Source organism: Flavobacteriales bacterium, from assembly GCA_016779935.1.
GTDB lineage: Bacteria > Bacteroidota > Bacteroidia > Flavobacteriales > UBA7312.
Window position 1 is genome coordinate 82,381 of the sequence record JADHMQ010000005.1, and the last position, 18,203, is coordinate 100,583.

An 18,203-nucleotide genomic window follows, 5' to 3' on the forward strand; every position below is an offset into this window, starting at 1 on the left:
TATCAAAAAAAAGGGGATGAAACGCTAACGCCTACCCCCTTTGAAATTAGTATTTAAGAAAATAAATGAGTTTACTCACTCTTTTCTTCTTCCTCTTTAGCGTTGTCTTTATTATATTCTGTTTCTTCAGCAGTAACCTCTGTAGCTTCTGTAGTTTCTTCAGCTAACACTTCTTCTACCTTAGATTTTACTGTAGTTTCTTCAACAACTGTAGCCTCTTCAACAGTAGGTGCAACTGTTTCAGCAGTAGCTTTTTTAGCTCCACCAGAACGTCTAGTTGACTTAGCCTTTTTCTTAGGTTTGTCCGTTGTGTAGGTTGAGTTAAAATCAACTAACTCAATGAAACACATTTCAGCATTATCACCTAATCGATTACCAGTTCTTAAGATACGTGTATACCCTCCATCTCTAGTAGATACTTTTGAAGCCACATCTCCAAATAATTCTGTAACGACTTCCTTTTGTCTTAAATGACTAAAGACAATCCTTCTGGAATGAGTAGTATCTGTTTTTGATTTAGTGATTAAAGGCTCAACGAATTTTCTAAGAGCTTTTGCCTTAGCAACTGTTGTTTTGATTCTTTTGTGTTCAATTAAAGAACATGCCATGTTAGAAAGCATCGCTTTTCTGTGAGCTGCTTTTCTACCTAAATGATTAAATTTCTTTCCGTGTCTCATTATGTTATTCCTTATCTAAATTATATTTAGCTACATCCATACCAAAGTTAAGTCCTTTAACAAGCACCATTTCTTCAAGTTCAGTTAGAGACTTTTTACCGAAATTTCTAAACTTTAATAAATCTGACTTGTTGAAAGAAACTAATTCTCCAAGAGTTTCTACTTCAGCTGTTTTTAAGCAATTTAATGCTCTAACAGATAATTCCAAATCAGTTAGCTTTGTTTTTAACAATTGACGCATATGAAGTGTATCTTCATCAAACTCGTGAGTATTTTCTGACTCAGTTTGCTCAAAAGTTACGTTTTCATCAGCAAATAACATAAAGTGCTGAATTAAAATCTTCGCAGCTTCAGTTAAAGCGTCTTTAGGGTGGATTGAACCGTCAGTAGCTATTTCAAAAACCAACTTTTCGTAGTCAGTTTTTTGCTCAACTCTAAAGTTCTCAACACTGAATTTAACGTTTTTAATAGGTGTAAATACAGAGTCAATGAATATTGTTCCTAATGGAGCTGTCGCCTTTTTGTTCTCTTCGGATGGAACATATCCTCTACCTTTTTCGATAGTAAGTTCCATTTCTAAATTAACTGACTTATCTAAGTTACAGATAACTAGCTCTGGGTTAAGAACTTGAAATGATGCTAGGTTTTTACCTATATCACCAGCAGTAAACTGATTTTTACCGTCAAAACGAACAGTTACTTTCTCAGAGTTTTCATCTTCGATTTGTTGCTTTAAACGAATTTGTTTTAGGTTAAGAATCATTTCTGTAACATCCTCAACAACACCCGATATAGATGAGAACTCATGCTCAACACCTTCTATTTTTACCGAAGTTATAGCAAAACCTTCCAAAGAAGATAATAATACTCTTCTTAAGGCATTTCCTATAGTTAGACCGTACCCAGGTTCGAGAGGTCTAAACTCAAAGTTTCCATGTGAGTCTGTTGACTCAATCATATATACTTTATCTGGTCTTTGAAAATCTAAAATTGACATATCAGTAAGCTTGTTTTAGTTATTATTTAGAATATAATTCAACAATCAGTTGTTCCTTAATATTTTCTGAAATTTGCTCTCTTTGTGGTAATACTAATAACTTACCAGACATAAGGTCAGAATTCCATTCAACATATTCACACTTATCAGTTGAATTAACTAGAGAGTTAGAAATAACTTCTAGTGATTTTGATTTTTCACGAACAGCTACATTATCGCCTACGTTAACTGAAAATGATGGTATATTAACTATTTGACCATTTACTGTTATGTGACGGTGCGTAACTAATTGTCTTGCTGCTCTTCGTGTTGGGGCTATTCCTAGCCTATATACGATATTATCTAGGCGAGTTTCACACAATTGTAATAAAATTTCACCTGTAATACCTTTTCTTCTTGTAGCTTCTTTAAATAAGTTAGAAAATTGCTTTTCTAAAATACCATAAGTATACTTAGCTTTTTGCTTTTCAGCTAACTGACCAGCATATTCCGATTTTTTAGATCTACGGTTGTTACCGTGCTGACCTGGACCATAATTCTTTCTTTCCAATGCTTTATCAGGACCGAAGATTGGTTCGTTGAATCGTCTTGCAATTTTTGATTGAGGACCTCTATATCTTGCCATTTTTTTGCTTGTTTATGCTTAATAAATTAAACTCTTCTTCTTTTAGGAGGGCGACATCCATTGTGAGGGATTGGTGTAATATCAACAATTTCAGTTACTACTATTCCATTATTATGGAGAGTTCTAATAGCAGATTCTCTTCCAGCTCCAGGTCCTTTAACATATACCTTTACTTTTCTTAAACCTGCTTCGTGTGCTCTACCTGCACAATCTTGTGCAGCTGTTTGTGCAGCATAAGGAGTATTTTTCTTTGAACCTCTAAATCCCATTTTACCAGCTGAAGACCAAGAGATTACTTGACCTTGATTATTGGTTAGTGAAATAATAATGTTGTTAAACGTCGCTTGAATGTGAGCTTGTCCAACAGCATCAACTTTTACAGTTCTTTTCTTCTGATTTGATTTAGCCATATTTCAGTGATTATTTAGTAGCTTTCTTTTTATTAGCAACTGTTTTTCTTCTTCCTTTTCTAGTTCTGGAATTGTTCTTGGTACGCTGACCTCTTAAAGGTAAACCAACTCTATGTCTAATACCTCTGTTACATCCTATATCCATAAGACGCTTAATGTTCATTTGTGTTTCAGAACGTAGCTCACCTTCAACTTTAATTTCGTCACCTATAATTTGACGAATGTCTGAAAGCTGCTTATCGTTCCAGTCTTGAACTTTAACACTGTGATCAATACCAGCTTTATCTAAAATCTGTTTAGCTACGGTCGAACCTATACCGAAAATATAGGTAAGTCCTATAACACCTCTTTTGTTTTTTGGTAAATCTATACCTGCAATTCTAGCCATTTACTATTTTTTAAAATTAACCTTGACGTTGTTTAAACTTAGGATTCTTTTTATTGATAACGTATAATCGTCCTTTTCTTCGAACAATTTTACAATCTTCACTTCTCTTTTTTAATGATGCTCTAACTTTCATTTTTCTTAGTATCTGTAAGTTATTCTTCCTTTTGTTAAATCATATGGAGACATTTCTAATTTAACTTTGTCTCCTGGTAACAATTTGATGTAAAATTTTCTCATTTTACCTGAAATATGAGCTGTAATAATATGCCCATTTTCAAGTTCCACTCTAAACATTGCGTTTGAGAGTGCTTGAGTTATTACTCCATCTTGTTCTATGTGTGCCTGTTTGGCCATATTTATTTTTTATTCAATTCTTTCTCAATCCATTCAAAGCTTGATAAAATATCCGCTTTTCCTTGTCTTACAACTACAGTGTGTTCAAAATGTGCAGAAGGTTTGTTATCTGCGGTAGTTATTGTCCATCCATCTAAATGTTGACGGATATTTTTAACTCCCAAATTAATCATTGGTTCTATCGCAATGACTAATCCATCTTGTAACTTAGGACCACGTCCTCTTTTACCATAATTCGGCACTTCCGGGCTTTCATGTAAATGTTCACCCACACCATGTCCAACTAACTCGCGAACAACTCCGTATTTATGAGATTCTGCGAATTGCTGTATCGCATAGCTGATATCTCCAACTCGGTTACCCACAACAGCTTGTTCAATTCCTTTGTACAAACTGTCTTTGGTCACGTCCAGTAGCTTTTGAGTTTCTGCATCTATACTACCAATAGCATAGGTATAAGCAGAGTCACCATAAAATCCATTCATCAAAACTCCACAATCTACCGAAAGTATTGAGCCTTCTTTTAAAGGTTCATCATTCGGAATACCATGCACCACTTGACTGTCTGGTGACATACACAATGTGTTCGGAAACCCATTGTATCCCTTAAAAGCTGGTACGCCTCCATTATCCATTATGTACTCTTCAGCACGTTGATCAAGTTTTAGAGTACTAACTCCGGGCTCAATCATTTTGGCAACTTCGGCGTGTGCCTTTGCAACAAGTAAAGAACTTTTTCTTATCAATTCAACTTCTTCGTCGGTCTTTAAAAAGATCATCGAATCCGTTTTATTGTGCCATCATTCCAGATGACTTTCCTTTTATCCTTCCAGTACTTGTTAATCCGTCATAATGACGCATTAATAAGTGACTTTCAATCTGCTGTAGTGTATCCAACACTACCCCTACCATAATTAATAATGAGGTTCCGCCATAAAACTGAGCGAATCCTTGGTTAACTCCAAACTGCATAGCAAATGCTGGAAGAATAGCCACAAATGCTAGAAATAAAGAGCCAGGCAAAGTAATTTTTGACATTGCGTCATCTAAAAACTCTGCTGTCTTACGTCCAGGTTTTACACCTGGTATAAATCCTCCATTCTTTTTCATATCATCAGCCATTTGTTTTGGATTAACAGTAATAGCTGTGTAAAAATATGTGAAAATTACAACCATGAAAAAGAATACTAGGTTGTACCAAAATCCTGCGAAATCAGTAAAAGCAGCTGCAAATCCTTGCAATGCTTCTGATTCTGAAAATCCAACTAAGGTAATGGGAACAAACATAATAGCTTGAGCAAATATAATTGGCATTACACCAGATGCATTAACTTTTAGTGGGATGTATTGACGAACGCCACCGTATTGTTTATTACCAACTACTCGCTTAGCGAAATTGACTGGTATTCTTCGTGTTCCCTGGACTAGTAATATACTAACGAGTATCACAAGCATTAGAGCAAGGATTTCTATGAGGAACATAACTAATCCACCACCTTGACTTTCTAATGATGTAGCAAACTCAGCAAATAATGATCCTGGTAATGCTGCAATAATACCAATCATAATGATTATTGAAATACCATTACCGATACCTCTATCTGTAATTTTTTCTCCTAACCACATTACAAACATGGTTCCTGTTACTAGAACAATGATGGACATGATAGAGAAAAAGAATGTAGCTTCGTTATTCACAAATACATAACCAATAGTTCCATCTGCAAGCTCAATGGGCTTGTTAAGCCACTGACTCTTAAGGTTAGATATAAATCCTGGTGCTTGGAAACCAGTAATAAGAATAGTTAAATAACGTGTAATATTGTTGATTTTTCTTCTTCCACTTTCACCTTCTCTCTGTAACTTTTGGAAATAAGGTACTGCTATACCCATTAACTGAATTACAATAGATGCAGAAATATATGGCATGATACCAAGTGCAAATATTGAAGCTTGTGCAAAAGCACCACCCGTAAATAAATTTAATAGACCCAATAATCCATCAGGTCCACCACTAGCTTCATTGGCAGCAGATAAAACCCTTGCATCAATACCAGGAAGTGGGACTTGTGCTCCTAATCTATATATGAGGATAAATCCAAGAGTTACTAAGATACGATTTCTTAGTTCCTCAATCTTCCAAATATTCTTTAATGTAGTGATTAAATTTTTCATATTTATTCGTTACAAAGTAGTTGCTGTACCTCCAACTGATTCGATTGCAGACTTTGCTGTAGCGGAAAAACCATGAACAGTAATATTAAGTTTAGCTTTTAATTCACCTCTTCCTAATATTTTTACTAAATCGTTTTTATGAGCTAGACCGTTTGCAATTAAAACATCTAAGTCAATAGTATCTTTTATTTTTTTGTTGTCAACTAAAGATTGAAGTGTGTGTAAATTAACACCTCTGAATTCTTTTCTGTTTGGGTTTGTAAATCCAAACTTTGGAACTCTTCTTTGAAGTGGCATTTGACCACCTTCAAAACCAATCTTTCTTGAATAACCAGATCTAGATTTAGCTCCTTTGTGACCTCTTGTAGAAGTACCACCTTTTTTAGAACCTTCACCTCTAGCGATTCTTTTTCTATTTTTTATTGACCCTTTTGCAGGAGTTAGATTACTTAAATCCATAGTTTTCTTTAAAACTTAAATTATTTTACTTCTTCTACCTTCAATAGGTGAGCAACTTTTTTTACCATTCCTAACACTTGAGGAGTAGTTTCGTGCTCTACACTATGATTAATTTTCTTTAGACCTAATGCCAAAATTGTTCTTTTTTGACTCTCTGGTCGTCCGATTTTACTTTTTACTTGTGTTACTCTGATTTTAGCCATCAGTTTATTTTTTTATCCGTTAAAAACTGTTTCTACATTCACACCTCTTTGATTAGCTACCTGCTTAGGGCTTCTTAAATCAGTTAATGCTTTCATTGTAGCCTTAACAAGGTTATGAGGGTTGGATGAACCTTTAGACTTTGCTAATACATCGTGAACACCTGCACTTTCAAGAACAGCACGCATTGCACCACCAGCCTTTACTCCAGTACCGTTTGATGCTGGCTTAATTAAAACTTGAGAGCCTGAAAACTTAGCTTCTTGTTCATGTGGAATAGTGCCTTTATGAATAGATACTTTAACTAAATTTTTCTTTGCTGAATCAATAGCTTTACTGATAGCGACAGTAACTTCTTGCGACTTTCCTAGGCCATGACCTACAATTCCATTTCCGTCTCCTACAACAACTATTGCAGAAAAACTGAATGTACGACCACCTTTAGTTACTTTAGTCACTCGTTGGATACCAACTAGCCTATCCGTTAACTCAATGTCGCTTGCTTTTACTTTTTTGATGTTTGACATGTATATAAATTCTTAAAATTTTAATCCTGATTCACGTGCACCTTCGGCTAGAGCTTTCACTCTACCATGGTATAGATAACCACCTCTATCAAATACGACATTTGAAATACCAGCAGCTTGACTCTTCTCAGAAATCAACTTACCTACCTCTGTAGCTTGATCAATTTTTGTTCCCTGAACCTCTTTCGAAGATGCAGCAGCTAGAGTATTACCACTAATATCATCTATTACTTGAGCGTATATCTCTTTATTACTTCTGAATATCGCAAGTCTTGGCGTCTGTGCTGAGCCAGAAATAGTTGCTCTAATTCTTTTTCTAATTTTTCTTCTTCTTGAATCTTTTGAAAATGCCATTTTCTTATTTTTTATTTCTATTACTTAGCAGAAGTTTTACCAGCTTTTCTTCTCAATTGTTCTCCTACAAATTTAATTCCTTTCCCTTTGTACGGTTCAGGTTTTCTTAGTGAACGAATTTTAGCGGCAACAACCCCTAATAATTGATTGTCAGTTGACGTTAATGTAATGGTTGGGTTTTGCCCTTTTTCAGAAAGTGTTTCAACCTTTACTTCAGAAGGAATTTCAAATATAACATTGTGCGAAAAACCTAAAGCTAGTTCCAGTTTTTGTCCTGAATTACTGGCTCTATATCCTACACCAACTAGTTCTAGTTGTTTTTTAAATCCTTCGTTAACTCCTATAATCATGTTGTTGATTAAAGAACGTGTTAGTCCATGAAATGACTTATGTTCTTTACTGTCAGATGGACGTGCTACAACAACTGATGTTTCTTCTACTTTAACATCCATATCAGGATGAAAAGTTTTAGTTAATTCCCCTAACTTACCTTTTACAACAAAGGTGTTGTTTTCACCTTTGGAGATAGTGACTCCTTGTGGCAATGTAATTGGGTTGTTTCCTATTCTAGACATTTTATATCTCTAATTAAAATATATTAATAAACGTAACATAAAACTTCACCACCAACATTAAGGTTTTTTGCTTCCTTGTCTGTCATAACACCTTTTGATGTTGATAATATTGCTATACCTAATCCGTTAAGGACTCTTGGCATAGTTTGTTTGTTTGCATATTTTCTTAAACCAGGCTTACTGATTCTCTCAATCTTTTCGAAAGCTGGAGTTGAACCATTGTATTTTAGAGCGATTTTAATCATCCCTTGTTTGTTATCTTCTTCAAACTTATAGTTTAAGATATAACCTTTATCTTTCAAAATCTTTGTCATTTCCTTCTTTGTGTTTGAAGAAGGAATCATAACAACTTTGTGCCCTGCTTTTGAAGCGTTTCTAATTCGCGTCAAGTAATCTGCTATTGGATCTGTATACATATCTTTATATTGAGTAAAAAATTACCAACTTGCTTTTTTAACACCAGGGATTAGTCCCTGATTTGCCATTTCTCTGAAAGTTACCCTAGAGATTCCAAATTGTCTCATGTATCCTTTTGGACGACCAGTTAATTTACATCTATTGTGTAAACGAACAGGAGACGCATTCTTAGGAAGTTTCTGAAGTGCTTCGTGATCACCGGCTGCTTTGAGAGCTGCTCTTTTCTCAGCATACTTCTCAACCAACTTTTGGCGCTTCACTTCTCTTGCTTTCATTGATTCTTTTGCCATAATTTATTTTTTAAATGGTAAACCAAATTCGGTTAATAAACTTTTTGCTTCGTCATCAGTAGTTGCTGTAGTAACAAAGGTGATATCCATACCAGTAATTTTGTTTACTTGATCAATATCGATTTCAGGAAAAATGATTTGCTCCTTAATTCCTAAGTTATAATTTCCTCTACCGTCAAAACCTTTAGCGTTAATTCCTCTGAAGTCACGTACTCTAGGTAAAGAAGATGTAATCAATCTGTCTAAGAATTCAAACATTTTGTCTCCTCTAAGTGTTACACGAGCTCCAATTGGCATACCTTTTCTTAACTTAAAGTTAGAGATATCTTTTTTTGATTTCGTAGCAACAGCTTTCTGACCAGTAATCAATGTCATTTCACTACAAGCTTGGTCAACCATTTTCTTATCAGAAACGGCATCACCTAACCCTTGGTTTAGACAGATTTTAACAAGTTTTGGCACTTGCATTACTGATTTGTAAGAGTACTTTTCTTGTAGCCTTGCTACGATTTCCTCTGAATATTTTGATTTTAATCTAGGTGTATACATTACTTAATTACCTCCCCTGATTTTTTAGAATAACGAGTTAATTTTCCTGTTTTCTCATCTATTTTTCTACCAATTCTAGTTGCTTCTCCAGATTTTGGGTCAACAACCATAAGATTAGAAATATGAATAGATGATTCTTGTTTTATTATACCACCTTGAGGATTTGCAGCATTAGGTTTAGTATGTTTTGAAACCATATTAACACCCTCAACAAGTGCTCTAGATTTTGCAACTAAAACCTCAATTACTTTGCCCTCTTGACCTTTTGAGTTTCCTGCAATTACCTTTACAGTATCTCCTTTCTTTATGTGTAACTTCGACATAATTATTTTTTATTACAGCACTTCAGGTGCTAATGAAACAATCTTCATGAATTGCTTATCTCTCAATTCTCTTGAAACAGGTCCGAATATACGTGTACCTCTCATTTCACCTGTTGGGTTCAACAATACGCAAGCGTTATCATCGAAACGAATGTATGAACCATCTGGACGACGAATTTCTTTTCTTGTTCTTACGACAACAGCTTTAGCAACGGTACCTTTTTTAATATTACCTGAAGGGATTGCATCTTTAACTGTTACCACAATAGTGTCACCAATAGAAGCATATCTTCGCTTAGTTCCACCTAGAACTTTAATACAAAGAACTTCTTTAGCTCCAGAATTGTCGGCTACTTTTAATCTACTTTCTTGTTGTATCATTTTACTTAGCTCTTTCTATAATTTCAACTAACCTCCAACATTTGTTTTTACTGATTGGACGGGTTTCCATAATTTTTACTGTATCTCCTGGGTTACATTCATTCTTTTCATCATGAGCAGTAAACTTGCTTGTTTTCATAACAAACTTTCCATAGAGAGGGTGTTTTTCTCTTCTTGTAACAGAAACAACAACAGACTTATCCATTTTGTCACTAGTTACAACACCTATTCTTTCCTTTCTGAGGTTTCTCATTTCCTTATTAGTTTTGAACTTCGTTTAATTCTCTAGATTTCAACTCAGTTAGAATTCTAGCTACAGTTTTTCTAGCGAAAGTAATTTGCTTTGGATTCTCTAAAGGAGATACCATATGATTTACTCTCATTTTTTCTAAACGAGCTTTCTCAGATCCTAAAAGATCTTCGAGTTCGTTAGTTGTCTTTTCTTTAATTACTGATTGTTTCATTACTAAATTTTTAAGCCTCAACGTAGTCTCTACGTACGACAAATTTTGTTTTAATTGGTAACTTCTGAGCTGCAAGACGCAAAGCTTCTTGAGCTATTTCATGAGAGACTCCATCACATTCGAAGAGTACTCTACCAGGCCTTACAACTGCAGCCCAATAATCAGGAGCACCTTTACCTTTACCCATCCTTACCTCTGCAGGCTTTGAAGTAACAGGTTTGTCTGGAAAAATACGAATCCAAACTTGACCCTGTCTTTTCATATAACGGGTAACAGCAATACGAGCAGCTTCAATCTGACGAGCAGTTATCCACGTTTCTTCTAATGCTTTTATTCCGAAAGATCCGAAAGCCAACTGGTGACCTCTTTGGGCATTTCCTTTCATTCTGCCCTTTTGCATCTTTCTAAACTTTGTCTTCTTTGGCTGTAACATATCTGTATTACGCTTTTAAACTAAATTATTTTCTTTTTCTCTTAAATTTTCCACCAGGTTTCATTCCCTTTGGCTTGTTTGATAAACCAACGTTTGGTGATAAATCTCTTGTGCCATAAACTTCTCCTTTACATATCCACACTTTGATACCAATTCTTCCGTATGTTGTGTGTGCTTCTTCTAAAGCATAATCAATGTCAGCTCTAAAAGTGTGAAGTGGAGTTCTTCCGTCTTTAAACATTTCTGAACGAGCCATTTCAGCGCCATTCAAACGACCAGAAATCTTTACTTTAATTCCTTCTGCACCCATTCTCATGGTTCCTGCAACTGCCATTTTGATAGCACGACGGAAAGATATTCTTCCTTCGATTTGTCGAGCGATACTAGCAGCTACTAATGTTGCATCAAGCTCTGGACGCTTTACTTCGTAGATGTTAATTTGAACCTCTTTCTTGGTGATTTTCTTAAGCTCTTCTCTTAACTTATCAACTTCTTGCCCACCTTTACCAATAATAATTCCAGGTCGTGCAGTATGGATAGTAACTGTAACCATCTTAAGTGTTCTTTCGATTACAACTCTTGCAACACTTGCATTTGAAAGTCTTACGCCTACATACTGACGAATTTTACTGTCTTCAGCAATTTTATCGCCGTAGTTTCTTCCACCATACCAGTTAGAATCCCATCCTTTGATGTATCCTAATCTATTGCCTATTGGATTTGTCTTTTGTCCCATTATGAATCTTGGTTTTCTTGTGTTCTACTTCCTAATACGAGGGTAACATGATTAGATCTTTTTCTAATTCTATGTGCACGACCTTGTGGTGCAGGCTGAACACGTTTTAACATTCTACCACTATCAACAGTTATTTCTTTAACAAAAAGGTTACTATCTTCTATTTTAGAACCTTCGTTTTTAGATTCCCAATTAGCTATAGCAGACATCAATAATTTTTCTAATCTACCAGAAGCTTCTTTTGCATTGAATCTTAAAATATTTAATGCTTTCTCTACATTTTCACCTCTAATGATATCAGCAACTAATCTCATTTTTCTTGGTGATGTAGGGCAATTGTTAAGCTTAGCAAAGGCAACGTTTTTTCTTGCCTCTTTTAACTCTTGAGCTGTATTTCTTTTTCTTACTCCCATTTCAATTATTTTTTCTTGTTACCAGAGTGGCCTCTAAACGTCCTAGTAGGAGAAAACTCACCTAACTTGTGTCCTACCATATTTTCAGTAATGAAAACAGGAATAAACTGACGACCGTTATGGACTGCAATTGTTTGACCAACGAATTCTGGTGAAATCATTGACGAACGTGACCAAGTTTTGATAACATTATTTTTTCCTGAGGAAACATTCTCTTCAACTTTTTTCTGAAGTTTGAAGTGTATATATGGACCTTTTTTTAATGATCTAGCCATAGCCTAATTTATTTTTTACGTCTTTCGACTATATAAATGTTAGAGTTATTTTTCTTAGCACGAGTTTTAAACCCTTTAGCTGGTATACCTTTTCTTGATCTTGGATGACCTCCAGATGCTCTACCTTCACCACCTCCCATTGGGTGATCAACAGGGTTCATCGCTACTGGTCTTGTTCTTGGTCTTCTACCTAACCAACGGCTACGACCTGCTTTTCCAGAGTTCTGTAAACTGTGCTCCGAGTTTGATACTGAACCCATTGTTGCTAAACAGGTTTGCAAAATCATTCTAACTTCACCTGAAGCTAATTTGATAATAGCATACTTACCGTCTCTTGCCATAAGTTGTGCATATGCACCAGCACTTCTTACAAGTACTCCACCTTGACCTGGTCTTAATTCAATATTATGAATTGTTGCACCAAGTGGTATCTCAGAAAGGAATAATGCATTGCCTACTTCAGGGGGAGCATCTTTTCCTGAAACAACAGTCTGACCAACTTTTAAACCATTAGGAGAAACAATATATCTCTTTTCACCATCAACATAGTTTAACAAAGCAATAAACGCTGATCTGTTTGGATCATACTCAATAGTGTTTACTATTGCAGGTATTCCAAACTTATTTCTTTTAAAATCAATAACACGGTATCTCTTTTTGTGACCACCACCAGAGTAGCGCATAGTCATTTTACCGGTATTATTTCTACCACCTGATTTTGACTTTTTAGAAATCAATGATTTCTCTGGTTTATTTCCAATTGTCAACTGCTCAAAGTCATTTACTACTTTGAAACGTTGTCCAGGTGTGGTTGGTTTTAGTTTTCTTAATCCCATCTTATATCTTAATTAGATGTTGCTATAAAAATCAATAGTATCTCCTTCTGCAAGCTGTACAATAGCTTTCTTAAAGTGGCTTGTACGTCCGCTAATTACTCCAGCTTTAGTAAAACGACTTTTTGATTTACCTGCGTAATTCATAGTTCTTACAGAATCAACTGTAACACCATACGCTTCTTCAACTGCTCCCTTAATTTGAATTTTGTTTGCAGCTCTATCAACAACAAAACCATAGCGATTGAATTCTTCGCTTGCGGCAGTCATTTTCTCAGTTATGATAGGTTTTATTAAAATACTCATCGTCTTAACTTAAAATGTTTTCTATTTCTTTAACAGAACTTTCAACCATAAGAATATTACCTGCATTCATAATTTGGTAAGTATTCAAGTTTGTTGAAGTTGTAACGTGTGTTCTTTCTAAATTTCTTGCTGATAAATAGATATTTTGATTTGGTTTATCCAAAATCAAAAGAGTTTTCTTTCCATCTAACTCAAAATTTGAAAGCATGTCGACATACTGCTTTGTTTTAGGAGTATCAAAATTGAAATCTTCTAATACAGTAATGTTTTTATCTTTTGCCATTTGAGACAACGCAGATATACGAGCCACTCTTTTTAGTTTCTTGTTCAATTTAAAACCGTAGTCTCTTGGCTGTGGACCGAATACTCTACCACCACTTCTGAATAATGGGTTTTTGATTGAACCAGCACGAGCAGTACCTGTACCTTTCTGCTTTTTAATTTTTCTGGTTGATCCAGTAATTTCACCTCTTTCCTTTGCCTTGTGTGTTCCTTGACGTTGATTAGCTAAATACTGCTTTACATCAAGATATACGGCATGGTTATTAGGTTCTATACCAAATATATTTTTATCCAACTTCACTGTTTTAGAAGTCTTTTTTCCGCTTATATTATATACTGCTAATTCCATTATTTCTCAATAATTACGTATGAATTCTTTGCTCCTGGTACAGCTCCTTTAACAACTAATAAGTTCTTTTCAGGAAAAACCTTCATTACCATAAGGTTGGTCTCTTTGACTCTCTTGTTACCCATTTGTCCTGCCATTCGCATCCCTTTGAATACACGAGCAGGGTAAGATGCAGCACCAATAGAACCTGGAGCACGCATTCTGTTGTGCTGACCGTGTGTAGCATCACCTACACCTCTAAAGTTATATCTTTTAACAACACCTTGAAACCCTTTACCTTTTGAAGTACCAGCAACATCAACGTATTCACCTTCTTCGAAAATATCAACAGACACCGAATCTCCTAAGTTATAGTCGCCATCAAAATCTCTGAATTCAACTAATTTTTTCTTAGGTGTAGATTTAGATTTGTTAAAATGTCCCATTTTAGGTTTGTTAACTCTACTTTCTTTTTGGTCTTCAAAACCAAGCTGTAAGGCACTGTAACCATCCGTCTCAGGAGTCTTAACCTGAGTAATTACGCATGGTCCAGCTTCAATGATAGTACATGGAATGTTCTTTCCATTAGCATCATATATGCTGGTCATACCTATTTTTTTTCCAATTATTCCTGACATTTTTATTGTCTTTTAGTTTTCTTAATTTAAACTATCATACTTTTATTTCAACATCAACTCCACTTGGAAGCTCTAATTTCATCAACGCATCGATGGTATTAGATGATGAAGAATAAATATCCATCAATCTTTTATGAGCGCACAATTGAAATTGCTCTCTAGACTTTTTGTTTACGTGAGGTGAACGTAAAACAGTATATATAAGCTTGTGTGTTGGCAATGGAATTGGCCCACTAACTACAGCACCGGCTGATTTTACAGTTTTAACAATCTTCTCAGCAGACTTGTCTACTAGATTGTGATCATACGATTGAAGCTTGATTCTTATTTTTTGACTCATTATTTTAATGAATTTATGCTTGTTTTAATCCTTTTACTTCTGCAATTACTGATTCAGAAACATTGTTAGGGCATTGTGCAAAATGTGAAAACTCCATAGTAGATGTTGCTCTACCTGATGTAATTGTTCTCAAAGTTGTAACATATCCAAACATTTCTGAAAGTGGCACGTGAGCTTTTACAACCTCTGCACCATTTCTCGAATCCATACCTTGCATGATACCTCTTCTTCTGTTAAGGTCAGCTACAACATCACCCATGTTTTGTTCTGGTGTAACAACTTCAACTTTCATAATTGGTTCAAGAAGTACAGGATTAGCTTGTTTACAAGCATTTTTAAATGCTAGTTTGGCACATATCTCGAACGATAACTGGTCAGAATCCACATCATGGAATGAACCATCAAATAGTCTGACCTTTAATGTATCAACTTCGTAACCTGCTAAAACACCATTTTGCATTGCTTGTTTAAATCCTTTTTCGATAGCTGGGATAAATTCTTTTGGAATTGAACCTCCTTTAATTTGATCAACAAATTGTAAACCTTCGCCCTCGAAGTCTTCATCAACTGGAGATAATTCAAATTGCATATCGGCAAATTTACCTCTACCACCAGATTGTTTCTTATATGTTTCACGAGTTGTAACTGATGATGTAATCGTTTCTTTGTAGGCCACCTTTGGAGCACCTTGATTACATTCAACACCAAATTCTCTTTTTAAACGGTCAATGATAATATCAAGATGTAACTCACCCATACCTGATATAATAGTTTGACCTGAATCCTCATCCGTTTTAACTGTAAATGTTGGATCTTCTTCAGCAAGCTTTCCTAAAGCTACGCCTAATTTATCCATATCCTTTTGAGTTTTAGGCTCGATAGCAATACCAATTACCGGATCTGGGAAATCCATTGATTCTAATACAATAGGTGCATTTTCAGCACATAACGTATCACCAGTTCTAATATCTTTAAATCCAGCTAATGCAGCAATATCACCTGCCTGTAGGCTGTCAATTTGATTTTGCTTGTTAGCGTGCATTTGGAATATTCTAGAAATACGTTCTTTCTTGCTTGTTCTTGTATTTAATACATAAGAACCAGAATTAAGTACGCCTGAGTATGCTCTTGTAAAACATAATCTTCCCACATAAGGGTCGGTAGCAATTTTAAATGCTAAACTTGCAAACGGCTCTTCAATTGAAGGTTTTCTACTTTCTTCCGCTTCTGTTCTTGGGTTTGTACCTGTAATTGCTTCTGTGTCAATTGGAGATGGAAGAATTTCCATCACCATGTCTAACATTGCTTGAACACCTTTGTTTTTGAAAGCTGAACCGCACATCATTGGTATTACCTTACCACCAATGGTTGCTTGTCTTAAAGCATCAAGGATTTCTCTCTCAGTTAATGAGTTTTCATCTTCGAAATACTTTTCAAGTAATGTGTCGTCAAATTCAGCAACTGCTTCTAGAAGTCTTCCTCTATAGTCTCTTGCTTCATCAATAACATCGGCAGGAATGTCGATTTCTTCAAAAGTCATACCCATATCTTCTTCATTCCAAACAATACCTTTAAAGTTGATTAAATCAACAACTCCTTTAAAGTTATCTTCATTACCAATTGGAATTTGCAGAGGCAATGCATGACTACCAAGCATTTCTTTTACTTGCTTACATACATTCAAAAAGTCAGCACCTTGACGATCCATTTTATTTACGAATCCAATTCTAGGAACATTGTAATTGTCAGCTAGTCTCCAGTTAGTTTCAGATTGCGGCTCTACACCATCAACTGCACTAAATAGGAATACTAAACCATCTAATACTCTTAATGAACGGTTTACTTCAACTGTAAAATCAACGTGACCTGGAGTATCAATAATATTAACATGATAATCTTTATCTCTGTAGTTCCAGTTAAGAGTAGTAGCGGCAGAAGTAATGGTAATTCCTCTTTCTTGCTCTTGCTCCATCCAGTCCATAGTAGCAGCACCATCATGCACTTCACCAATCTTGTGACTTACACCACCATAGTATAAAATTCTCTCAGTAGTAGTAGTCTTACCAGCATCAATGTGAGCTGCAATACCAATATTTCTTGTATATGTTAAATCTCTTTTTGCCATTTTCTTAGAATCTAAAGTGTGAGAATGCTTTATTAGCTTCAGCCATTCTGTGAGTATCTTGTTTTTTCTTGAATGCAGCACCCTCTTCTTTGTACGCAGCAACAATTTCAGCAGCTAATTTCTGACTCATACTTTTATCGTTTCGCTTTCTAGCATAACCTATCATCCATTTCATAGCCATAGATAATTTTCTAGAATCTCTAATAGGCTGTGGTATCTGAAAAGTAGCACCTCCAATTCTACGGCTTCTTACTTCCACCGCAGGAGTTACATTTTCAACTGCTTTCTTCCATACTTCAAGAGCAGATACATCATCAACTCGATTTTCTACCGTTTCAAGTGCATCATAGAATATTTTGAACGCTGTAGATTTCTTGCCGTCTAACATCATATTGTTAACGAACTGTGTTACCATAGTGTCGTTAAACTTTGCGTCTGGCAACAATCTTCTTTTTTTAGCTGGACTTTTTCTCATTATTATTTATTCTTAAAAAGCTAAATTATTTTTTTGGTTGTTTAGTACCATACTTAGATCTTCGCTGAGTTCTTCCGTCAACACCGGCAGTGTCTAAAGCACCTCTCACGATGTGATAACGTACACCCGGCAAATCCTTAACTCTACCACCTCTCACAAGCACAATTGAGTGTTCCTGCAAGTTGTGACCTTCACCACCAATATAAGCATTAACCTCGTTTCCGTTGGTCAATCTTACCCTAGCAACCTTCCTCATTGCTGAGTTCGGCTTTTTAGGAGTAGTTGTATAAACTCTCGTACAAACTCCACGTCTTTGCGGACAGCTTGTTAACGCTATAGATTTGGACTTTTTCGTGATTCTAGTCCTTCCTTTTCTTACTAATTGTTGAATAGTTGGCATACTATTTCATATTTTGTTTCTAGTTAAAACCCCGTTTTTAGGGGGTGCAAATCTAATCATTTTTCTTAACTATCAAATAGAATTTAGGCTTTTTTTCATAAAAAAAACACTCACATAAATTTATGTGAGTGCCTCAAAAGTTTGTATTTGATATACTTAATGTTATTTTTTTTCAGCAAAAAGTATTTTTTGACGTATTATTTTAGTTCCATTTTCAACGGAAATAAAATATATTCCAGAAGCTAAATCACCTCTTTCTATTACTATAGAATTAGTGATGGTAGACTCTCGTAATACTCGTGCTCTGGAATCCTTTAGTTTAAAGGTATACTCATTATCATTACTATTTCCCAATAGATCCACTGTAAAGTAATCTCTCGCAGGATTTGGATAAATCAATACATCCATACTGCTAAACTCATCTAATCCAACCTTTGTGAAGTCTCTAGTCAC

The 18,203-nt window shown here is 35.3% G+C and carries 34 protein-coding genes; all 34 read right to left on the reverse strand.

Annotation, left to right across the window (positions count from 1 at the left end):
* Positions 1-71 precede the first annotated feature (71 nt).
* The gene (rplQ, locus tag ISP73_04260) at positions 72-677 is read right to left on the reverse strand and encodes a 50S ribosomal protein L17 (protein ID MBL6657800.1); all 606 of its coding nucleotides are present in this window, start codon (positions 675-677) and stop codon (positions 72-74) included.
* Positions 678-681: 4 nt separating this feature from the next.
* Positions 682-1,674, reverse strand: a complete 993-nt coding sequence (locus ISP73_04265) for a DNA-directed RNA polymerase subunit alpha (protein ID MBL6657801.1) — start codon at positions 1,672-1,674, stop codon at positions 682-684.
* Positions 1,675-1,696: 22 nt separating this feature from the next.
* Positions 1,697-2,299, reverse strand: coding sequence for a 30S ribosomal protein S4 (gene rpsD, locus ISP73_04270; protein ID MBL6657802.1), 603 nt, complete (start codon positions 2,297-2,299; stop codon positions 1,697-1,699).
* 26 nt (positions 2,300-2,325) lie between these two features.
* Positions 2,326-2,709: a 30S ribosomal protein S11 gene (rpsK, locus tag ISP73_04275; GenBank protein MBL6657803.1), complete on the reverse strand. Its 384-nt coding sequence runs from the start codon at positions 2,707-2,709 to the stop codon at positions 2,326-2,328.
* Positions 2,710-2,719: 10 nt separating this feature from the next.
* Positions 2,720-3,097, reverse strand: a complete 378-nt coding sequence (gene rpsM / locus ISP73_04280) for a 30S ribosomal protein S13 (protein MBL6657804.1) — start codon at positions 3,095-3,097, stop codon at positions 2,720-2,722.
* A 16-nt stretch (positions 3,098-3,113) separates the two neighbouring features.
* The gene (gene rpmJ / locus ISP73_04285) at positions 3,114-3,230 is read right to left on the reverse strand and encodes a 50S ribosomal protein L36 (protein MBL6657805.1); all 117 of its coding nucleotides are present in this window, start codon (positions 3,228-3,230) and stop codon (positions 3,114-3,116) included.
* Positions 3,231-3,235: 5 nt separating this feature from the next.
* A complete protein-coding gene (infA, locus tag ISP73_04290; protein ID MBL6657806.1) occupies positions 3,236-3,451 on the reverse strand; it encodes a translation initiation factor IF-1 in 216 nt (71 codons plus the stop codon).
* A gap of 2 nt (positions 3,452-3,453) precedes the next feature.
* Entirely contained in the window at positions 3,454-4,230 is a 777-nt protein-coding gene (map, locus tag ISP73_04295) for a type I methionyl aminopeptidase (GenBank protein ID MBL6657807.1), read from the reverse strand.
* A gap of 10 nt (positions 4,231-4,240) precedes the next feature.
* Entirely contained in the window at positions 4,241-5,626 is a 1,386-nt protein-coding gene (secY, locus tag ISP73_04300) for a preprotein translocase subunit SecY (GenBank protein MBL6657808.1), read from the reverse strand.
* Between the two features lie 9 nt (positions 5,627-5,635).
* A complete protein-coding gene (gene rplO / locus ISP73_04305; GenBank protein MBL6657809.1) occupies positions 5,636-6,085 on the reverse strand; it encodes a 50S ribosomal protein L15 in 450 nt (149 codons plus the stop codon).
* Positions 6,086-6,105: 20 nt separating this feature from the next.
* Positions 6,106-6,288, reverse strand: a complete 183-nt coding sequence (gene rpmD, locus ISP73_04310; GenBank protein ID MBL6657810.1) for a 50S ribosomal protein L30 — start codon at positions 6,286-6,288, stop codon at positions 6,106-6,108.
* 12 nt (positions 6,289-6,300) lie between these two features.
* Positions 6,301-6,813 carry a 30S ribosomal protein S5 gene (gene rpsE / locus ISP73_04315; protein MBL6657811.1) on the reverse strand — a complete coding sequence of 171 codons (513 nt, stop codon included), beginning with the start codon at positions 6,811-6,813 and terminating at the stop codon, positions 6,301-6,303.
* A 12-nt stretch (positions 6,814-6,825) separates the two neighbouring features.
* The gene (rplR, locus tag ISP73_04320) at positions 6,826-7,167 is read right to left on the reverse strand and encodes a 50S ribosomal protein L18 (GenBank protein ID MBL6657812.1); all 342 of its coding nucleotides are present in this window, start codon (positions 7,165-7,167) and stop codon (positions 6,826-6,828) included.
* 20 nt (positions 7,168-7,187) lie between these two features.
* Positions 7,188-7,742, reverse strand: coding sequence for a 50S ribosomal protein L6 (rplF, locus tag ISP73_04325; protein MBL6657813.1), 555 nt, complete (start codon positions 7,740-7,742; stop codon positions 7,188-7,190).
* Between the two features lie 23 nt (positions 7,743-7,765).
* Entirely contained in the window at positions 7,766-8,158 is a 393-nt protein-coding gene (rpsH, locus tag ISP73_04330; GenBank protein MBL6657814.1) for a 30S ribosomal protein S8, read from the reverse strand.
* A gap of 21 nt (positions 8,159-8,179) precedes the next feature.
* The gene (gene rpsN, locus ISP73_04335; protein ID MBL6657815.1) at positions 8,180-8,449 is read right to left on the reverse strand and encodes a 30S ribosomal protein S14; all 270 of its coding nucleotides are present in this window, start codon (positions 8,447-8,449) and stop codon (positions 8,180-8,182) included.
* Between the two features lie 3 nt (positions 8,450-8,452).
* On the reverse strand, positions 8,453-8,998 hold the full coding sequence (gene rplE, locus ISP73_04340) for a 50S ribosomal protein L5 (protein ID MBL6657816.1): 546 nt from the start codon (positions 8,996-8,998) through the stop codon (positions 8,453-8,455).
* Positions 8,998-9,321, reverse strand: coding sequence for a 50S ribosomal protein L24 (rplX, locus tag ISP73_04345; protein ID MBL6657817.1), 324 nt, complete (start codon positions 9,319-9,321; stop codon positions 8,998-9,000). Before rplX ends, rplE begins: the two co-directional genes overlap by 1 nt.
* A gap of 12 nt (positions 9,322-9,333) precedes the next feature.
* Positions 9,334-9,702: a 50S ribosomal protein L14 gene (gene rplN, locus ISP73_04350; GenBank protein MBL6657818.1), complete on the reverse strand. Its 369-nt coding sequence runs from the start codon at positions 9,700-9,702 to the stop codon at positions 9,334-9,336.
* A 1-nt stretch (position 9,703) separates the two neighbouring features.
* Positions 9,704-9,955 carry a 30S ribosomal protein S17 gene (gene rpsQ, locus ISP73_04355; GenBank protein ID MBL6657819.1) on the reverse strand — a complete coding sequence of 84 codons (252 nt, stop codon included), beginning with the start codon at positions 9,953-9,955 and terminating at the stop codon, positions 9,704-9,706.
* A gap of 7 nt (positions 9,956-9,962) precedes the next feature.
* Positions 9,963-10,166, reverse strand: coding sequence for a 50S ribosomal protein L29 (rpmC, locus tag ISP73_04360; GenBank protein ID MBL6657820.1), 204 nt, complete (start codon positions 10,164-10,166; stop codon positions 9,963-9,965).
* Positions 10,167-10,176: 10 nt separating this feature from the next.
* Positions 10,177-10,599 carry a 50S ribosomal protein L16 gene (gene rplP / locus ISP73_04365; GenBank protein MBL6657821.1) on the reverse strand — a complete coding sequence of 141 codons (423 nt, stop codon included), beginning with the start codon at positions 10,597-10,599 and terminating at the stop codon, positions 10,177-10,179.
* A gap of 25 nt (positions 10,600-10,624) precedes the next feature.
* The gene (rpsC, locus tag ISP73_04370; protein ID MBL6657822.1) at positions 10,625-11,335 is read right to left on the reverse strand and encodes a 30S ribosomal protein S3; all 711 of its coding nucleotides are present in this window, start codon (positions 11,333-11,335) and stop codon (positions 10,625-10,627) included.
* Entirely contained in the window at positions 11,335-11,748 is a 414-nt protein-coding gene (rplV, locus tag ISP73_04375) for a 50S ribosomal protein L22 (protein MBL6657823.1), read from the reverse strand. The genes rpsC and rplV overlap by 1 nt, the downstream gene beginning before the upstream one ends.
* Positions 11,749-11,753: 5 nt before the next feature.
* On the reverse strand, positions 11,754-12,023 hold the full coding sequence (gene rpsS / locus ISP73_04380; GenBank protein ID MBL6657824.1) for a 30S ribosomal protein S19: 270 nt from the start codon (positions 12,021-12,023) through the stop codon (positions 11,754-11,756).
* An 8-nt stretch (positions 12,024-12,031) separates the two neighbouring features.
* Positions 12,032-12,859 (reverse strand): 50S ribosomal protein L2, encoded by an 828-nt coding sequence (rplB, locus tag ISP73_04385; GenBank protein MBL6657825.1) that lies wholly within the window; start codon positions 12,857-12,859, stop codon positions 12,032-12,034.
* Positions 12,860-12,871: 12 nt separating this feature from the next.
* Entirely contained in the window at positions 12,872-13,162 is a 291-nt protein-coding gene (rplW, locus tag ISP73_04390) for a 50S ribosomal protein L23 (GenBank protein MBL6657826.1), read from the reverse strand.
* A gap of 4 nt (positions 13,163-13,166) precedes the next feature.
* Entirely contained in the window at positions 13,167-13,793 is a 627-nt protein-coding gene (rplD, locus tag ISP73_04395; protein ID MBL6657827.1) for a 50S ribosomal protein L4, read from the reverse strand.
* On the reverse strand, positions 13,793-14,410 hold the full coding sequence (gene rplC, locus ISP73_04400; protein ID MBL6657828.1) for a 50S ribosomal protein L3: 618 nt from the start codon (positions 14,408-14,410) through the stop codon (positions 13,793-13,795). Before rplC ends, rplD begins: the two co-directional genes overlap by 1 nt.
* Positions 14,411-14,444: 34 nt before the next feature.
* Entirely contained in the window at positions 14,445-14,750 is a 306-nt protein-coding gene (gene rpsJ / locus ISP73_04405) for a 30S ribosomal protein S10 (GenBank protein ID MBL6657829.1), read from the reverse strand.
* A 13-nt stretch (positions 14,751-14,763) separates the two neighbouring features.
* The gene (fusA, locus tag ISP73_04410) at positions 14,764-16,875 is read right to left on the reverse strand and encodes an elongation factor G (GenBank protein ID MBL6657830.1); all 2,112 of its coding nucleotides are present in this window, start codon (positions 16,873-16,875) and stop codon (positions 14,764-14,766) included.
* 4 nt (positions 16,876-16,879) lie between these two features.
* A complete protein-coding gene (rpsG, locus tag ISP73_04415) occupies positions 16,880-17,350 on the reverse strand; it encodes a 30S ribosomal protein S7 (protein MBL6657831.1) in 471 nt (156 codons plus the stop codon).
* 25 nt (positions 17,351-17,375) lie between these two features.
* Positions 17,376-17,750 carry a 30S ribosomal protein S12 gene (locus ISP73_04420; GenBank protein ID MBL6657832.1) on the reverse strand — a complete coding sequence of 125 codons (375 nt, stop codon included), beginning with the start codon at positions 17,748-17,750 and terminating at the stop codon, positions 17,376-17,378.
* A gap of 162 nt (positions 17,751-17,912) precedes the next feature.
* Positions 17,913-18,203: T9SS type A sorting domain-containing protein (locus tag ISP73_04425; GenBank protein MBL6657833.1), on the reverse strand; the 291-nt coding region annotated here is incomplete at its 5' end.

Bases quoted from the DNA above. Each gene is read 5' to 3' on its own strand.
- rplQ (MBL6657800.1), bottom strand. From the start codon at position 677: ATGAGACACGGAAAGAAATTTAATCATTTAGGTAGAAAAGCAGCTCAC.
- ISP73_04265 (MBL6657801.1), bottom strand. From the start codon at position 1,674: ATGTCAATTTTAGATTTTCAAAGACCAGATAAAGTATATATGATTGAG.
- rpsD (MBL6657802.1), bottom strand. From the start codon at position 2,299: ATGGCAAGATATAGAGGTCCTCAATCAAAAATTGCAAGACGATTCAAC.
- rpsK (MBL6657803.1), bottom strand. From the start codon at position 2,709: ATGGCTAAATCAAATCAGAAGAAAAGAACTGTAAAAGTTGATGCTGTT.
- rpsM (MBL6657804.1), bottom strand. From the start codon at position 3,097: ATGGCTAGAATTGCAGGTATAGATTTACCAAAAAACAAAAGAGGTGTT.
- rpmJ (MBL6657805.1), bottom strand. From the start codon at position 3,230: ATGAAAGTTAGAGCATCATTAAAAAAGAGAAGTGAAGATTGTAAAATT.
- infA (MBL6657806.1), bottom strand. From the start codon at position 3,451: ATGGCCAAACAGGCACACATAGAACAAGATGGAGTAATAACTCAAGCA.
- map (MBL6657807.1), bottom strand. From the start codon at position 4,230: ATGATCTTTTTAAAGACCGACGAAGAAGTTGAATTGATAAGAAAAAGT.
- secY (MBL6657808.1), bottom strand. From the start codon at position 5,626: ATGAAAAATTTAATCACTACATTAAAGAATATTTGGAAGATTGAGGAA.
- rplO (MBL6657809.1), bottom strand. From the start codon at position 6,085: ATGGATTTAAGTAATCTAACTCCTGCAAAAGGGTCAATAAAAAATAGA.
- rpmD (MBL6657810.1), bottom strand. From the start codon at position 6,288: ATGGCTAAAATCAGAGTAACACAAGTAAAAAGTAAAATCGGACGACCA.
- rpsE (MBL6657811.1), bottom strand. From the start codon at position 6,813: ATGTCAAACATCAAAAAAGTAAAAGCAAGCGACATTGAGTTAACGGAT.
- rplR (MBL6657812.1), bottom strand. From the start codon at position 7,167: ATGGCATTTTCAAAAGATTCAAGAAGAAGAAAAATTAGAAAAAGAATT.
- rplF (MBL6657813.1), bottom strand. From the start codon at position 7,742: ATGTCTAGAATAGGAAACAACCCAATTACATTGCCACAAGGAGTCACT.
- rpsH (MBL6657814.1), bottom strand. From the start codon at position 8,158: ATGTATACAGATCCAATAGCAGATTACTTGACGCGAATTAGAAACGCT.
- rpsN (MBL6657815.1), bottom strand. From the start codon at position 8,449: ATGGCAAAAGAATCAATGAAAGCAAGAGAAGTGAAGCGCCAAAAGTTG.
- rplE (MBL6657816.1), bottom strand. From the start codon at position 8,998: ATGTATACACCTAGATTAAAATCAAAATATTCAGAGGAAATCGTAGCA.
- rplX (MBL6657817.1), bottom strand. From the start codon at position 9,321: ATGTCGAAGTTACACATAAAGAAAGGAGATACTGTAAAGGTAATTGCA.
- rplN (MBL6657818.1), bottom strand. From the start codon at position 9,702: ATGATACAACAAGAAAGTAGATTAAAAGTAGCCGACAATTCTGGAGCT.
- rpsQ (MBL6657819.1), bottom strand. From the start codon at position 9,955: ATGAGAAACCTCAGAAAGGAAAGAATAGGTGTTGTAACTAGTGACAAA.
- rpmC (MBL6657820.1), bottom strand. From the start codon at position 10,166: ATGAAACAATCAGTAATTAAAGAAAAGACAACTAACGAACTCGAAGAT.
- rplP (MBL6657821.1), bottom strand. From the start codon at position 10,599: ATGTTACAGCCAAAGAAGACAAAGTTTAGAAAGATGCAAAAGGGCAGA.
- rpsC (MBL6657822.1), bottom strand. From the start codon at position 11,335: ATGGGACAAAAGACAAATCCAATAGGCAATAGATTAGGATACATCAAA.
- rplV (MBL6657823.1), bottom strand. From the start codon at position 11,748: ATGGGAGTAAGAAAAAGAAATACAGCTCAAGAGTTAAAAGAGGCAAGA.
- rpsS (MBL6657824.1), bottom strand. From the start codon at position 12,023: ATGGCTAGATCATTAAAAAAAGGTCCATATATACACTTCAAACTTCAG.
- rplB (MBL6657825.1), bottom strand. From the start codon at position 12,859: ATGGGATTAAGAAAACTAAAACCAACCACACCTGGACAACGTTTCAAA.
- rplW (MBL6657826.1), bottom strand. From the start codon at position 13,162: ATGAGTATTTTAATAAAACCTATCATAACTGAGAAAATGACTGCCGCA.
- rplD (MBL6657827.1), bottom strand. From the start codon at position 13,793: ATGGAATTAGCAGTATATAATATAAGCGGAAAAAAGACTTCTAAAACA.
- rplC (MBL6657828.1), bottom strand. From the start codon at position 14,410: ATGTCAGGAATAATTGGAAAAAAAATAGGTATGACCAGCATATATGAT.
- rpsJ (MBL6657829.1), bottom strand. From the start codon at position 14,750: ATGAGTCAAAAAATAAGAATCAAGCTTCAATCGTATGATCACAATCTA.
- fusA (MBL6657830.1), bottom strand. From the start codon at position 16,875: ATGGCAAAAAGAGATTTAACATATACAAGAAATATTGGTATTGCAGCT.
- rpsG (MBL6657831.1), bottom strand. From the start codon at position 17,350: ATGAGAAAAAGTCCAGCTAAAAAAAGAAGATTGTTGCCAGACGCAAAG.
- ISP73_04420 (MBL6657832.1), bottom strand. From the start codon at position 17,750: ATGCCAACTATTCAACAATTAGTAAGAAAAGGAAGGACTAGAATCACG.